Here is a 15,619-nt window from a genome sequence, read left to right as displayed (position 1 = left end):
CGGCGGTTGACTCCCGCGATACGCTGTACGCAATACGCCGTACACTATACGAAAAGAGCATGAAGAACCTTTGGCTAATCATTACTCGATATAATGCATTTTTCCTGTTCATTGTATTTTTGGGGTTAGCCTTGTATCTGGTCGTCCAGAACAACACCTTCCAACGCGCGTCTGCCGTCAATTCATCCAACCACATTGTCGGCACTGTCTATGCTCGGGTCAACGCGTGGAAAAGCTATCTCCACCTCGCCGAGGAAAACGTCCTCCTGGCCGAAGAAAATGCAGCGTTACGTGAAGAGCTGCAGCGGTTTATTGCGCCGGACAGTGTTATACAAGGCGTGGTCAGCGACTCGGCACGAGATGTTCAGTATCGATACATCGTTGCAAAGGTGACCAATAACAGCATTCACCAGACAAACAACTACATTACGCTGGACAAGGGTAGGAAGCATGGTGTCGAGAAAGGGATGGGCGTGATATCGAGCAATGGTGTCGTTGGTATTGTCCTCAATGTATCAGACCACTTTTCAACCGTTCAATCGTTGTTGCACAGCGAAACACGCATCAGTGCCGAATTGGAAGACAGCCACGCCTTCGGTTCGTTGATGTGGGGCAATAATTACGATGCCCAAATGGCCATCCTTCGGGATATACCGAACCACGTCAAGGTGAGGAAAGGCGAACTGGTATACACCTCCGGGTATTCGCTTTTTCCGCCGGGCATCCTGATTGGCAAGGTCACCGAAACAGGGCTGTCGGGCGGAGACAGCTTCCTCGATATCCGTATCGAGTTGAGCACACAGTTCCACAACCTGCAGCAGGTATATGTGGTGCACGATCTGTTTGCAGCCGAAAAAGCAATGTTGGAATCCCAAAACGACAACGATGGCTAAAATTCTTACGTATAACATTGCCCGTTTTATTGTGTTATTGATGTTGCAGGTGTTTCTATTTAAAAACATCGGATATTACAATCTTGCTACCCCATACCCTTATATCCTCTTCGTCCTGCTGCTTCCCGTAGGAATCCCCAACGTTATACTATATAGCCTTGCCTTCATGACCGGCATCACCGTCGATGCGTTTTACGATACGTTGGGTGTCAATGCTGCGGCCTGCGTAGCCCTTGCTTTCGGGCGAATTGCCCTCATACGCGTAAGCTTGCAGACCGACAATTATGAAAGTTACATGACCCCGCTATGGGGCACCGTACCATTCAGGTGGTATTTCGTCTACGTGTCCCTCCTCACCCTATTCCACCATACCGTATTATTCTTGGTAGAAACCTTTACTTTCCATCAATTCCATTACACGCTCATCCGTATCTTATTAAGTTGTATCTTTACCGTCGTTATCATTTTGTTGTTCAGTTTGCTGTTTTACCGGAAAAAGCAGCGTTAATGCGGTTCCAAAAGACATCTACAGGAGTAAATGAACGGTCTATTTGAACGAAAATACATCATTCAGGGCATTTTTATAGCGGTAGCGGTCATTATTACCGCACGGCTGTTCTATCTACAGTTAGTGGATAATTCTTACCTGCTGTCTGCAAACAACAATGTGCTCCGGAAAATGGTCATTTATCCCGCCCGTGGGGTCATCCTCGACCGAAACGGCAAGGTGCTCGTCCAGAACGAACCGGTATATGATCTGCTGGTGACACCGCGGGAAGTAAAAGATCTCGATACCGCGCTGCTGTGCGACCTGGTGGGTATCGACAAGGAGGGGTTCATCCGGCGTATGGAAGTGGCACGCAAATACTCCCCATATAAAGCCTCCCAATTTGAGAAACAAATCCCCGCGACCGCCTATGCTAAGCTTCAGGAACACCTCTATCAATTCAGAGGCTTTTATGTGCAGAACCGTACGGTGCGCAGTTACCCAGATAGCATTGCTGCCCAGTTCCTGGGATATATCCGTGAAGTCAACGACCGGGATATCGAACAGTCAAACAGGTTCTATCGTCCTGGCGATTACATAGGCGCCAGCGGCGTCGAAAGCGCCTATGAGGAGTTGCTGCGCGGACAGCGTGGCGTAAAAAACGTCTTGGTCGATGCATTCAACCGCCCACAGGGTTCATTTGCCGATGGCAAATATGACACCCTGGCTGTAGCCGGGGACGGCTTGGTCTCCTCACTGGATAAAGACCTGCAGATTCTTGCGGAACGCCTGATGAAGAACAAAATAGGGAGCGTGGTGGCCATTGAGCCGGCCACCGGAGAGATACTCACCTTTGTAAGCAGCCCCAGCTATGACCCCAACATGATGGTGGGCCGCGAACGGGGCAATAACTATGCAAAACTCCTGAATGATCCTCACAAACCGATGTTCATCCGGCCGATACAGGCACAGTATCCGCCGGGATCGATTTACAAAGCGGTAGCAGCACTGACGGCCCAGCAGGCTGGTGTGATTGATATGAACACCGTCTTCAATTGCCCGGGCGGCTACCGCTATGGCGGAGGCAGGGCCATCATGCGGTGTACCCACGTAGACGGCTCTATTCCGTTGATCACAGCCATGCAGCGTTCATGCAACACCTATTTCGGTTATACCTACGCGCGGATGATTGATTCCCGCGGCATGCCGTCACCTGATGCCTATAAGCTGTGGCGCGAGGCCGTGATGAAATTTGGCATTGGCCAGCCCCTCGGTATCGATTTGCCCGGTGAAAAAAGCGGGCTGCTGCCCACCGACAGCTTTTATACCAAGCGATATGGCAATGCGCGGTGGGGATCCGGCTTCAATATTTCCCTGTCCATCGGACAAGGTGAAATGGGTATCACCCCGCTGCAAATGGCCAATATCATGGCGATCATCGCCAACCGGGGCTTCTATTATCGGCCACATTTGATCAAAGCCATTGGCGAGCAGAAGATCGTTAAACCCGAATTTACCGAAAAAATATCTGCCGGCGTAGATGAAAAGTATTATGAGCCGGTCATTGAAGGCCTCAGCCGGGCAGTAAACGTACCCGGTGGCACAGGGTACTCCGTGCGTATCGCAGACATTGAGATGTGCGGCAAGACGGGCACTGCTCAAAACCCACACGGTGCCGACCATGCCGTTTTCTTTGCCTTTGCTCCCCGGGAAAACCCGAAAATCGCCATTGCCGTTTTCGTAGAAAACGCCGGTTACGGCGGTACATGGGCTGGCCCCATCGCGAGTATGCTGATCGAGAAATACCTGAAAGACACCATTACGCTGCCCAAATACATTCAAGACCGGATATACAATGCCGATTTATTACCCAAGCCCAAGACTGAAAAGCCACAGGAAACGGTCAGGTCGGCTCCAAAGCCAAGTCCCTCCCCGCGGAAAGACCCTGAAGAAGAGGAAGAGGCAATATTTGTTCACCACAGTGTACTAGCGAGCAGGCATGAGTAATCCCCATCGGCATAAATTATTCGGCGGTGATGTAGATTGGTTCACCGTCCTGCTTTGGTTCACCCTGTGCATCATCGGGTGGTTCAACATCCATGCGGCCGTCTTCGACCCGGAGCATCCCGGATTATTCAGCATGGCGACGAACTATGGCAAGCAATCCATCTATATTTTTTCAGCGATGCTGATCGCCGTCGCGATGCTGATCGTGGATGCCAAATTCTACAGTTCCATTTCCCCTATCCTGTATGCCATCACGGTCTTGCTGCTGATTGCGGTGCTTATTATCGGGCGCAATGTCGGCGGCAATCAAGCATGGATACCCATTGGCAGTTTCAGGCTGCAACCCTCGGAGTTTGCTAAGTTGGCCACCTGCCTGCTGCTGGCGCGGTATCTTAGCGCCAACAGCAATAAAACCCCCAACCTAAAAACGCTCTTTCTGGGCGGAATCATTGTGCTGTTTCCCGTAGCACTGGTGATGCTACAGCCTGATACCGGATCAGCACTGGCATTTTTCGCATTGGTCTTTGTTTTCTATCGCGAAGGATATATTTCCGGCCCATGGATGTTCTTCGGCGCGTTGTGTATCCTCTTGTTTGTGGTCACCCTGGCATTTAGCCATTGGGCAGTCATCGCGGTGCTGGCTGCGATCTGCGCCCTCGGTGTATACTACTTTCGTAAAAAACGGAAAATTATCACTACGCTCATTACGCTGTTCGTCATTTCAGCCGCGTATGTTTTTTGCGTGGAGTTTGTTTACGATAACGTATTACAATCCCATCATCGTAACCGCATCGATGTGTTGCTGGGCAAAATCGATGATCCCCGCGGTCAGGGATACAACCTCAACCAATCCATGATCGCCATCGGTTCAGGCCAGCTTTGGGGCAAGGGCTATCTCCAGGGCACACAAACAAAGTACAATTTTGTCCCTGAGCAGAGTACCGATTTCATTTTCTGTACCATTGGCGAAGAGTGGGGCTTTGTGGGGTCGATAGTTATCGTCGGCATTTACTTGACACTCCTTTTACGGATCGTTAATATCGCCGAGCGCCAGCGGACGGCCTTTGCCCGCATCTATGCCTATGGTGTGGCATCCATTCTGTTTTTCCATTTCGCGATCAACATCGGCATGACCATCGGCATCGTGCCCATCATCGGTATCCCGCTGCCATTCATCAGCTATGGCGGTTCCTCGCTATGGAGTTTCACCATCCTGCTTTTTATCATGCTGAAATTCGACGCGAACCGGAAAGGGATTGTTTAATTACCAAATGCGCGGCCCTGCAAAGGATGCAGGGCGCTACGCAAATGGCTGCACACATGAATGACGACAAATGTAATAGATTATTAATAAAATCCTAAGCTTTTTGTAAAAATTTTATTATTTTTTTATCACAATCCCTTTTTGTTTATAAATCTTCCTGTTCATCGACAGCTACGCGGCGGATAAAATCGGCATAGTTCGGGTTGTCCTGATCGGAATAAGTGCCGTATGCGTTCATCAGGTACCCAACCTGGCCATCGTCCGCCCTGACGGCATAGATCACTGACATATCAGCGGGATCGGATTCCCCTTCGAAGCGATACACTTTAACAATGGTAAGCTGTTCGGCCTTGTACGTGTCTGATGCGCCTTCGAAGTGCGCACCGTCATTCGCAATGGTCAGTTCACGGCCGTAGCCTTTTTCACGTATGCGTTCCAATACGGCGGACATTGGAGTCATGGATCGGGATGTGCTCATAGTATAACTTGTTTTAGGTTATAACACGGGAAGTGCGCTTGTGTTTACATTGATGTAATAAGCGCGCATTTCGCATCTGCTTTCGCCGCCCCTCCGCGGCCGGGCAGCGTTGCAGGGGCGATGGCAAAAAAAAATTTCCATATATTTATCCGGTCATAAACAGTTATTAGCAATTAACCAGTATGGACCGTAGAAAATTCATTGCATTGGGGGCGGCATCGGGCGCTTTGCTGATGAGCCCGCTGGACTCCGTGGCCCGCGATGTGCAAAAAAAGCGCTATCAACAAGGCGCCAGCCCTTGGCCGATCTGTCTTGATACGGCTACCATCAGGCCCGCATCACTGCGGGAGAAAGTCAAGATAGCCGCCAAGGCAGGATATGATGCTATTGAACCGTGGGACAGTGAATTGGAGCAGTTCGAAGGCGAAGGAGGAAACCTAAAGGATCTGGGAAAAGAGATCCAGGACCTCGGGCTTTTTGTTCCAAGTGTCATCGGACTATGGAATGCCCTGCCCCCCACGGCAGCGTTATTTGAGAAATCACTCCCCGATACGCGACGGCGCATGCGCATGGCTGCCGATATTGGTTCGCAACATATCCAGACCATCCCAAACACGATTGGCGAACACTACGAACAACGGTGGGTGGCTGCACGCTACCGCGACATCATTGAGCTGGCTAAAAATGATTTCAACCTGCAGGCTGCGCTCGTCTTTGTCAAATACTTCCCGTTAAAGACCCTCGGCCAGGCCATGGCCGTTGCATTGGATGCCAACCATCCTAACGCGCTGGTGATACCCGACACTTATCATATGCACATTTCCGAGGGCGGGTTCGAAGGGCTTTCCCTTATCAATGGCAAAAGCATCGCCATTTTTCAGTTTGCAGACGCTCCGGCCACCCCTACGGTCGATCAACTGGACGACAGCCATCGCGTATACCCCGGCGATGGCGTGCTGCCGCTTGCCAAAGCGCTTCAAGACCTCAAGGCCATCGGATTCGACAAATGTGTGTCGCTGGAGCTATACAACCCCGAATACTGGAAGCAGGACCTGCAGCAAGTGGCCGAAACCGGTCTGCGGAAAACGCTGGCTGTTATCCGCGAGGCCGGCGTATAAACTGCTTTATTCGCAATCCCGCCAGCCCCGAAAAGCCACTGATAAGCGCCGCGAGCAAAGCAACGATGCTAAATACCGGCACTACGCCCGGCAGGTTGGCCAGCGCGGGTACTCCCGCGGTAAAGATGCCCGATACACGGTGAACCAGATCGACCCCCGATACGGCGTGGAGGTAAACCGAATACCCCAGCCACAGCGTTACGCCGGCCAATGCCGACACCCAGAACGCTTGCCGGGCCATTTCCGAGCGCCACCAGCAAAGCACAAAGCACACCGGAGCCATCGCCCACCACGGGCCGAAATATGACAATAGCCCTCCGAACAAAATAATCAGCAGGTACAACATGGTCAATTCTTATTTTTTGGGTTCAGCAACATGCGGTGCTGTAGCCGTTCGGACTGCTCGTCCGCATGTTTCATAAATAATAAAGTGTCCAACTCCCCGTTAGCCCAACGGTCGATCATATTATCGTAATACTTGCTTCCCGGATTGCCCGACTGGCCACCAGGGTACAAGCCGTAAGCCTTCGGCCACTCGCTATCCAATTGGACCACCATGCGCCATGAGGGGCCATGCGTGCCCGTGGTAGCATTGACAATGCCACTGCCGCCGCCGTTCAGGACCGCTGTGCGGCCGAACGACCTGAAGTTTGGCACCAGGTGCATAATGCGTGTTCGCTTGACCTTGGCCCATGCCCAAGCTTTAGGGGAAAAATCACCATACCGCTCCTGCAATTTAGCTACCGCAATCTTAAAGGTCTCACGGATGATATCGTCGGCCGTCTCCACGATGTCTGGTGTATTCACATTATCGAACCACTTAGCCTCCGGCTCGTTGATGATCAGCTCGAACGTACGGTCGAGGCTGGGAAAGAGCAGTCGCTCATCAGTTGGGAATTCGTCACTCCAGATTCCTTTGAGCAAATCGTCCAGCCAGTTTTCAAAAATGGTAGCCCCTACCGCGTCGGCGCTGTTCTGATAGTCCCACCGTTCGACGGCATCAAATTCGGCCGACTGGCGGATGGAATCGTCGGCCGCCAAGGCGTTCAGCAGCCGCGGCAGCACCCGGCGGGCGTCCACATTATAGTTGTCGTTTTGTAACATGCGCAGGCTATCAGCCGTAGCGCCGTTCATGGCTTCGAGGCGTTCATTTATGCGCAGTGCCCGACTGGAGTGGGCAAACTTCCAGCCGAGGTAATACGGATAGCTCGTGTCTGTGGGAAACTGGTTGGCCGAGCTCACGAATCCCCGCGTCGGATTCAGTACCATTGGGTTGTGTTCCTTGGGAATCCAGCCTTGCCAGTCGTGCGATGCCAATGTCCCATCGAGGAGATACTTCCCCTGCCCTTTCCACTTCAGAGGTAGCTTTCCATTAGCGGTGATAGCGATATCATTTCCGTTACTGGAAAACACAAAATTCTGGGCCGGCGCGGTGAAATGACTCAACGCCTTGCGGTAATCATCATAGTTTTCAGCACGGTTTAGGTAATAGAAAGTCAGCACATCTGCCCCATCCGTTTCGTTGGTAACCCAGCGCATGGCATAGCCCACGGGGATGCTGCTGGTATAATTCGCCGATTTCGCGTCATGGTACACGATAGGCCCGTGGTGCGTATAGTAAAGCGTGTCCGAAACCTTTCGTCCGCCCTTTACGGGAAACGTTTCAATATGCATGGCAACCGGCTTCCACTCCCCCTCATGCCAATACGCGTCAAATCCACCATCGCGGAACCGGATCCGGTAAAAATCCATCACATCAGATCCTGTGTTTGTCACCCCCCACGCCACATCCTTATTGAATCCGATGATGATAGCCGGTGTACCGGGGAGTGCGACACCATATACATTAACATCCGGCGATGAAAGCTGCATTTGATACCAGATGGAAGGCAGGGTCAGTTGGAGGTGCGGGTCGTTGGCAAGAATAGGTAGACCGGTAGCCGACTTGCCTCCGCCCACCGCCCAGTTGTTGCTTCCGACTTCGGGGCGTGGCACAGGCATGTTAATGGCCAACAGGTTGCTGTCCGGCAATGCCGCCACCGTGTCCGGCATGGGTGGTGGGCCGACGGGCGTAAACGCCCAGTCTGTTCCTTCCGGAATAATCGGCGACTCCTTAGCGGGATAGTCAGGGAATAGGTCAGCTACCACGTCGGGGCCGTATTTGGCCAGCACGTTGGTCAACCTGGCATCGTTGCTTCCGCCGTTCAAAGTATACCGCATGTTCATGAGCATGAGAATAGACTTGTAAGGCGACCACCGTTCTGGCTTGTAGTTCAGCAGCTTGTATTCCACCGGCAGGTCCTTGTAGGACAATTGATCAATGTACGCATTCACCCCCGCCGCATAGGCTTCCAATATCCGGTTGGCCACGGAATCTCCCTTCAGCCGCTCCGCAATAACCGCTGCTGATCGCGCCATTCCCAGCCGCCTGTTGAAGCGGTCGTATTCCAGTGCCCCTTCGCCTACCACGCTGCTTAGCCGTCCGGCAGCGACGAGCGTATAAAATTCCATCTGCCACAGGCGGTCCCGGGCGATCACATAGCCCTGTGAGAAGTAAAGGTCATGATCATTCTGCGCAAAAATGTGGGGTACCGCGTTATCATCATAATGCACGGTCACCTTTTCCTGTACGCCTTTAACGATAACATCAGAATCATATGTGCCAGAATAGCCCTTGCCGTTCTGCAGAAAGCCCCCGAACGGACTGAATACCTTGCCCAGCGGCGGAACTATACCCCATGAATGGTGGAATATGTAAATCAGTGCCACCGCGATTAACAATGGCCAAAAATGCTTGACGAATCTCATATATTTAGGCGTTGTTTCTTCAATTAAGGCGTTTACACGTCCAAACTTAGCTAATGTCGGTTACATGTCCAAATATAGCGCTTGAAAATTGCGAAAGCTTAAAGCCATACCTCTCAAGTTGTTCCCGCGGCTCCTGTGTTTGTCCCGTTTACAATTGTTTACTAGAGCAAACGTATTTTTAAGCTATTTTATCGAACGCAAATCGCTACTATCTTCACTTTTTGCAACGCTTCGATTACCGAATAAAGACCGAAATCGATCATATACGCTACCTAGCACTTTCCTTTTCGGCGTTTCTATTTTTGTTCCATAATCGTAGCGTGCCTTTTCCAATTGGATCGTATCACGAGCGTGGAACGTAGAAACAATGCCGTTAAATTTTCCATCCAGCAAGAACCCCTTTTGCCGTAGTCTACCAGTGGTATCATAGATGGCAAACCTTCCGGTTTCTTTTCCCTCCTTCCAGCGGGATACTTTGCGGAGCACACCGCCATTGTCCCAGTGCTGCCACTTTCCGTTTCGCAGGCCATACACATAATTTCCCAGCACTTTCAGGCTCCTGTCGGGATATCGTTCTACGTATCTGCCGTGCAGCGGGCGGCCATGGTAGCCGCCCTGGGTCCGGTATATGCTATCGCGGTAAAAAGAATAATAGATTATCCCTGGTTCTGCCCGCCCCAGATATTCCTTCTTGGTAAAGTTAACTTCAGTAATGCCCCCATCCGTGCGAAGCAGAGCGCTGTTACGATACGGAATAGCGTTTTCGAGATACCGCTGGGCCGATACCGGGATGCACCACGCCATGCCCGTGCATACTGTAAAGATAAAGATAAGCTGTTTCCTCATTGGTACATTTCGGTAGTTAATGGGAATTGCTCGCCGTCGTTTCCCTGTATCGTGATCGAAGCCACCTGTCCTTGGTGGCTCATTTTAACGGTATTGGTCATGCTGCCCAGCAGCGTAAATCCGTCAACGGACTCTCCCGGCTTGAGCATATAATCCCTGCCGTTGATATGAACTAGAGCCACGGTTTTTCCAGCGCCATGCCCGCTTACCAAGCCGTAATACCGCACCTGCGACCAGTCGACATAAGGTATTTCTTCTGGATATCCATTGTCCATCGGCAGGTATTCTTCCGTTGCGGCCACCTCATCGTCTGGAGCCCCCAGGAAAGGATCGCGGTAATCCAGCAGCAGGGTGTCGTCCACATGCGGTTCAGCCGCTGGCCGCTTTGCCGGTTCCATCCGTGTTGTGCGCGGCTCGGCGCGATCCCCAAGCCCGGAAAAAAGACGGTGGAAAATCACGCCCCAAAGCAAAATTACGAGCGCCAGCAACGGATACGTAAGTTTTTTTTTCATTTCCCCTCCCGACTAATTTCTGATCACGAAACTGCGCCAGTCGCTGTATCCACTTTCATTGCCCGCACGGTCCGTAGCCCGCACCCGCCAAAGGATGCGTTCGCCACGTGTGCCAGCGTCAAAAGCATACGATGTGGTTTCCAACCTGAGCGGAAAATGCGCGCTCAGCAGCGTGGAGTCACTCCTGTATACGTACAGCCTGTAAAACGCAGCATCTTGACTAGCATTCCATTGCAGCGATACCGGACGGTTTACCTGTACATTGTTGGCCGGCGCAGTCAGCGCGGGCGGCAAAGGAGGCGTGCGGTCATGGATGAAGCTGCGCACCATCGACCAACGGGATTGTGCCGTGTCGTTTTCCGCGCGGACTCGCCACTGGTGCCTCGCTTCGTCTAAGACGTCATAGGCGAATGACGTGCCGGCCACCGAGCGGTCAAGCAACAGATTGTCCTCGTCCGCAAAAGCATTGGAATCCACCTGCAATCGGTAGCTTTTGGCGCTAAAGATGCCCTGCCATTCCATTTCCAACTTGCGCTGCGACGTGATGAAATTGTCCTGCGGCGATACCTGTAGCACCGTTTGCATACTAAGCGCAGCCTCGTGTATGGTAAAAGCCCGGGTCGTGTAAGCCGTCCCGCTGCTCCCGTTCAGCCCTCTCACCCGCCATTCGTACCGGCCTGGCTGCAAGGTAGTACTGAACATGGTTTTTTCAAGCGTCGTGTCCGCATGGAATAGCGCTGCTGAATCAAACGACGGCGACGCCAGTTGCAGTCGGTATTGTAGCGCATGGTCAAGCGGTTCCCATAGGAAGTTCACGAGGTAGGTGTTCGTTTCGGCATCAGCTCCGGGCGATAACAGCACGATGCTGTCATCGGTGATGGATTTTTCAAAAAATTCTGAGCACGCCCCCATACACCATACCGCAGCTGCGATGATTGCCAATAGGCAGTACCTGGCCTGTCTAAATTGGATCTTTGGATATTTCAATAGCTTTTCCATGTTTCAATCAATTTTTCGCCAGTCTCACCGTGCGCAGTTGCAATAGCAGTTCGGGCGCCCTCGTGGTGGAATGGGCCCGTTTAACAAACGAGGCGCTCAGCAGGTTTATTCCCTGTTGCCCCTCGACATCGCGCAGCAATCGAAGCAGCCCTTCGAATCCCCCGCCCAGTTGGTATTCCGTATAATACAGATGCAATGTCTCTGCTCCCAGCCGTTCGGGGGCCGGCAGGCTGCGTACGTGCACACCGCAGTGCTGGGCCATCAATGCAATACGCTCCGGCTCCGACAGCGCCGTATCACCCGTGGCGGAAGTATCCACGGCAAACAGGCGGCCGGCCCGGCGCGCCTGATCCCGTAACTGATCAAGCACCAGCAAATTTGCCTGTCTTTTCGCTTCGCCCGCCCGCTGCACATGATATTCCCTTCGCAGGGCTAGGGTCGGCTTGACTGCCAGCTGATAACAGGCAACCAGGAAAAGTGCCGCCACGGCCCATAACAAGCGGTTCTTGATCCGCCAATCGTACCGATCAAAAAATGCTATCATGGTTCCAACGTGATTTTCAGGGCAAACACACCCGCCCCGCTCCGTTCATCATATGCATAACTGTCGATTTCCAGCGCCCGACAGAACGCAAGCTTCCTGACAGCCCCGACCCAACCGTTCAGCTGGGTTACATCCATACAGGTGCCCCTGATACGGATAACAGCGGGAAGATGTACCGGCCGCCTTTCTTTGCGGCTCATGCCTTCATCCCTCGGGTACAGGGCCAGCTCATCGAGTAGTATGCCCTCCGGCACTGTACCGGCGAGCCGATCGGCCATGAATGACATCCCCCACCTCGGTACAGCGGCATGCTGCAACCCGTATAGCAAGGCATCACGTTCCGCCGATTGGCGCTGCAACTCATCGATCTCCCGCTGGATGGAAAGCCCGTCGCTGCCGGCCAGATCCGCTATGCTATCTGAATAATGCAGGAAAAAAAAAGCATTCCCTAGCAGGACGATGATAAAAAAGGCCATCAGCACAACCGCTGAGCGCCTGAACGCCCAGCGTCCCCGGTATTCCGACGCTCTATGCTGGGCATCGGCAACCGGTAGCTGTGCAGATGGGATCTCGCTGATGGCCAGAAAAGCCGAAGCGAACGCTACAGCCAACCGGTCGGTCAACTGCTCACCACCGACATCCACTCGTTTTGTGTCGCTTTCATCGCTTTCGGCAAGTAGGTCGTATCCTGTTATCCTTCCCTCCCGGAGTGTCATCCGGTGGCGGCCGACTGTATAGCCACCTGTATGACCACCGAAAATAGCATCACCGAAAATGGACAGCGAAAATGGACCGAGAGCCGCGCCGATCGTTGCAAGACCGAACGTCTCGGCATCACCCACGGAGGCATCAACCACACTACGCCGCACTACGGATACCATGGTAATATCGTCCAGGTCAACCATTTGCATGTAGAAATCATCCGGCTTCGCATTCGGCAATATCCGCTTGAGCAGCTCCGCACCGGTTTCTTCCGAGCCGCCCGCCACCGCCCGGTGGATAACACCTTTGCCGCCGATGACGAACATAACCGGCATCCCCTGGGGCACATGCTCCTTGATGGCGCGATATGACGTCAGGCCGTATTCTCCGCGGACGAAGTACACTTTTCTCCCTGCACGTCGTACTAGCGCAACGTTCGCGCTGAACGAACCGCCCTCGCCGAGGAGCACTTCCACCCCCGCAAGTTGCGGGATGTGCCTGAGGTAAGCGGTCATTGATGCAATCATGTATCCACTATTGGTAAATGATGGTCGGCTTGATGAATACCACTGAAACCACCTTGTTCCTTCCTTTGCTCCGGCTGCTGAACAGCCATTTTAACACGGGCAGCCGAGAGAGCACCGGAATACCCGCCGAATTGTTAACGGATTCGAACCGTTCGATGCCGCCCAGTACGATAGTCTCCTCGTTACGCACCCTAACGATCGATTCGAATCTGCTTGTCGTGCTCGGCGGAGGTTCATCAATGGGCGTATCATGCGTGAAATCGGAAATGTCGATGTTGATGTTCAGCGTCACCTGCTCATCGCCTGATACGATGGGCTTGATGTTGATGGTCATGTCCGCATTCACTTCGTTGTATTGTTCTGTCACCACCGTCTGCGGGCTGAGCGATCCCATCACATTCTGCGTGGAGAGTCGGTAATAGCGGGTACTCCCGATGCTGAGGGACGCCGTGTGCCCATTGAGCGTGGACAGCTTGGGTACCGAACGCAGTTCTACGTTGCTGTTGTCTTCCAGGGCACTCAGGGTCACGTAAAAATTCGGTGTCACCCGTCCCAGATTAAAAGATCCCGTGCCGATGCGGGAGAGGAAATCATTGATCGATGCCGCACCGAACGTATAGTCAATGCCGGGCAGCACTGTCCCTCCTGTCCGGACGCTGTCGGACACACCGGCAGCGATACCGGTTTTAATATTATACCCCTTGCGGATGTCGAGCATGGTCACTTCAATGAGTATCATGGGAACCCTGGTGTCCAGTCGGCGTATAATACCGACAATTTCCTTTACCTGCGGTGCAGGGCCGGCCACGAGCAGCGTATTCTGCTCCCGAAATTCCTTGACTTCCACACCTTGGCGCCATTCCGCCGGAATCATCGCCTGGACAGTGTCTATCGAACGGTTCTGCAGCTGGATTACGTGCATCTCACGTAAGCCCTCCAGCCGGCGATCACCGATGAGGTAGATGCCGTTTTCCTGTTTATAGGAATACATCGTCCCACGCAGCAGTGCCGTCAGCAGGTCGTCAAACGTTACCTGCCTCAGCCTTGTGGTGATGGTCCCCTGTAGTGCGCTGAAAAGAAAGTAATTGGCGTTTACCTGATCTGCTGCATGCCTGACCACCTCTTCGATCGGCGTGTTGCTCGCCTCCACATCGAGCAGTGGCAGCGAATCCGTCGTGTGCGTGCCTCGTGGTTCTACATAGAGGCTGCCGCCCTGCCCTTCCATTCCGGTGTCCTGGATAGCAGAGCGCGTGAGCCTGCGGGTAGCAAGCTCGGCATCGCTATTGATGAAATTCTCTTCACGCTGACCCAGCGGCATGAATACGAAAGCCCCGTCCGCCGTTTCGGCCAGCTTCAGCCCGTTGTTAAACGCCAACTGGCGCAGCGCCGGGCCGAGCTCCATGTTTTGCACGTACAGTGTCACCGTTCGATCGCGCAGCTCATTGGTGACGATAACATTGGTTCCGCTCCTTTGCGTTATAGCACGCGCCACAGTAACCAAGCTGTCGTTTTCGAGGGCAAGCGTCAACTGGCCCAGCTCAGCGTTGAAATCCGCTTCAATGGGTTTCGGCAGGCGGTAGGCCAGCGGATTCAATGGACGGACGGAAATGATCGTTCCGATGAAATTGATGTCCAGGCCGTACTCCTGGGAGATGAACAGAAGGATATTTAGTGCTGTCTCTGATTGGAAATTGTTGTAAATCCGCGCTTCTATGGCAGGATCCACGTTGATGTTTAAATCAGCGGCTTCCGCCAGCGCGCGCAGGAATTCCTGTGCAGAAGCACCCGATACCGACAACGACACCTTCGCATTGATGCCCGGCAGTTCCGCCGAAAGGTTCTTTAGGCGTTGCTCAAGCTGAGCGATCCGGTCGGGTTGCTGTGCTGAAGACCGCAGGGGCAATATAGACAATACAGCCAACAGGCATGTATAGGCAAGGCAGGCAGGTAGTGTTCCTCTCAATGGTTAAGTTTTTATTCGGTCAGTACTATTAAGCGTTGATCATGTCAGGCTAACCTACGGATTTTTTCAATATATAGTTCAAAAATTAAAAAATGGCAACGCACTTTCTACCAATGTTTAATAAAACGGTTCGGCACACATACCCTAAGCTATATTGTGCAGTGGCATTAGACACACACAGCCAGTGCCATATCGTGTTATGCCGCCCCTGTCGCTATAACTGCGCTACATTTACAAAGCCTGATATCGTTTCTGCTGATTATTCCTTCGGTTTGGGCCGTTGTTCCCGTTTGCTGTCTAAATGGTCTCTGTGGTTTTTCCTTTTCTGCTTTCTTTCTTACAATTGAATACATAATTATTTAGACTTCGAATTAATTAACTCATGTGCCTCATCCGAAGGTTTTTCAAAATGTCTATTATAATAAACTGCCAAGGCTTGGTATCGCAATCATAGGTGCCATTTATGCCGAT

Annotated in this window: 14 protein-coding genes; 5 read left to right on the top strand and 9 right to left on the bottom strand. The window is 52.5% G+C overall.

All coding sequences use genetic code 11. The features are described 5' to 3' along the window. Nucleotides 1-59: 59 nt before the first annotated feature. From mreC to rodA, 4 genes are read left to right on the top strand one after another with little or no spacing between them, the layout of a single operon-like run. Complete coding sequence (gene mreC / locus ACFOET_RS06950; protein ID WP_379020960.1) at nt 60-893, top strand: rod shape-determining protein MreC; 834 nt, start codon at nt 60-62, stop codon at nt 891-893. Next, the gene (locus ACFOET_RS06945; protein WP_379020958.1) at nt 886-1,401 is read left to right on the top strand and encodes a rod shape-determining protein MreD; all 516 of its coding nucleotides are present in this window, start codon (nt 886-888) and stop codon (nt 1,399-1,401) included. Before mreC ends, ACFOET_RS06945 begins: the two co-directional genes overlap by 8 nt. 30 nt (nt 1,402-1,431) lie before the next feature. Next, the gene (gene mrdA / locus ACFOET_RS06940; protein ID WP_379020956.1) at nt 1,432-3,387 is read left to right on the top strand and encodes a penicillin-binding protein 2; all 1,956 of its coding nucleotides are present in this window, start codon (nt 1,432-1,434) and stop codon (nt 3,385-3,387) included. Beyond that, on the top strand, nt 3,380-4,651 hold the full coding sequence (gene rodA / locus ACFOET_RS06935; RefSeq protein ID WP_379020954.1) for a rod shape-determining protein RodA: 1,272 nt from the start codon (nt 3,380-3,382) through the stop codon (nt 4,649-4,651). The genes mrdA and rodA overlap by 8 nt, the downstream gene beginning before the upstream one ends. A 145-nt stretch (nt 4,652-4,796) precedes the next feature. On the opposite strand, the gene ACFOET_RS06930 is transcribed toward rodA, so the two are convergent. After that, the gene (locus tag ACFOET_RS06930; protein WP_379020952.1) at nt 4,797-5,129 is read right to left on the bottom strand and encodes a hypothetical protein; all 333 of its coding nucleotides are present in this window, start codon (nt 5,127-5,129) and stop codon (nt 4,797-4,799) included. A 182-nt stretch (nt 5,130-5,311) separates the two neighbouring features. Here ACFOET_RS06930 and ACFOET_RS06925 point away from each other — a divergent pair, with 182 nt between their 5' ends. After that, nucleotides 5,312-6,247: a sugar phosphate isomerase/epimerase family protein gene (locus ACFOET_RS06925; RefSeq protein WP_379020950.1), complete on the top strand. Its 936-nt coding sequence runs from the start codon at nt 5,312-5,314 to the stop codon at nt 6,245-6,247. Here ACFOET_RS06925 and ACFOET_RS06920 read toward each other — a convergent pair. From ACFOET_RS06920 to ACFOET_RS06885, 8 genes are all read right to left on the bottom strand, one after another. Continuing rightward, nucleotides 6,225-6,593, bottom strand: a complete 369-nt coding sequence (locus tag ACFOET_RS06920; RefSeq protein WP_379020948.1) for a hypothetical protein — start codon at nt 6,591-6,593, stop codon at nt 6,225-6,227. The two genes, ACFOET_RS06925 and ACFOET_RS06920, sit on opposite strands and share 23 nt — an antisense overlap. A gap of 2 nt (nt 6,594-6,595) precedes the next feature. Further along, entirely contained in the window at nt 6,596-9,055 is a 2,460-nt protein-coding gene (locus ACFOET_RS06915) for a penicillin acylase family protein (protein WP_379020946.1), read from the bottom strand. A 183-nt stretch (nt 9,056-9,238) separates the two neighbouring features. Beyond that, nucleotides 9,239-9,901: a toxin-antitoxin system YwqK family antitoxin gene (locus tag ACFOET_RS06910; RefSeq protein ID WP_379020944.1), complete on the bottom strand. Its 663-nt coding sequence runs from the start codon at nt 9,899-9,901 to the stop codon at nt 9,239-9,241. Then, complete coding sequence (locus ACFOET_RS06905) at nt 9,898-10,413, bottom strand: hypothetical protein (RefSeq protein WP_379020942.1); 516 nt, start codon at nt 10,411-10,413, stop codon at nt 9,898-9,900. The genes ACFOET_RS06910 and ACFOET_RS06905 overlap by 4 nt, the downstream gene beginning before the upstream one ends. Before the next feature lie 12 nt (nt 10,414-10,425). Next, nucleotides 10,426-11,412: a fibronectin type III domain-containing protein gene (locus ACFOET_RS06900; RefSeq protein WP_379020940.1), complete on the bottom strand. Its 987-nt coding sequence runs from the start codon at nt 11,410-11,412 to the stop codon at nt 10,426-10,428. Between the two features lie 7 nt (nt 11,413-11,419). Continuing rightward, nucleotides 11,420-11,956, bottom strand: coding sequence for a hypothetical protein (locus tag ACFOET_RS06895; RefSeq protein WP_379020938.1), 537 nt, complete (start codon nt 11,954-11,956; stop codon nt 11,420-11,422). Then, nucleotides 11,953-13,185, bottom strand: a complete 1,233-nt coding sequence (locus ACFOET_RS06890) for a hypothetical protein (RefSeq protein ID WP_379020936.1) — start codon at nt 13,183-13,185, stop codon at nt 11,953-11,955. The genes ACFOET_RS06895 and ACFOET_RS06890 overlap by 4 nt, the downstream gene beginning before the upstream one ends. Before the next feature lie 7 nt (nt 13,186-13,192). After that, entirely contained in the window at nt 13,193-15,148 is a 1,956-nt protein-coding gene (locus ACFOET_RS06885; RefSeq protein ID WP_379020934.1) for a type II secretion system protein GspD, read from the bottom strand. Between the last annotated feature and the right edge of the window lie 471 nt (nt 15,149-15,619).

Origin of the sequence: Parapedobacter deserti (assembly GCF_042646065.1) — a bacterium.
Lineage (GTDB): Bacteria > Bacteroidota > Bacteroidia > Sphingobacteriales > Sphingobacteriaceae > Parapedobacter > Parapedobacter deserti.
This window is presented reverse-complemented; position numbering and strand designations above follow the sequence as displayed.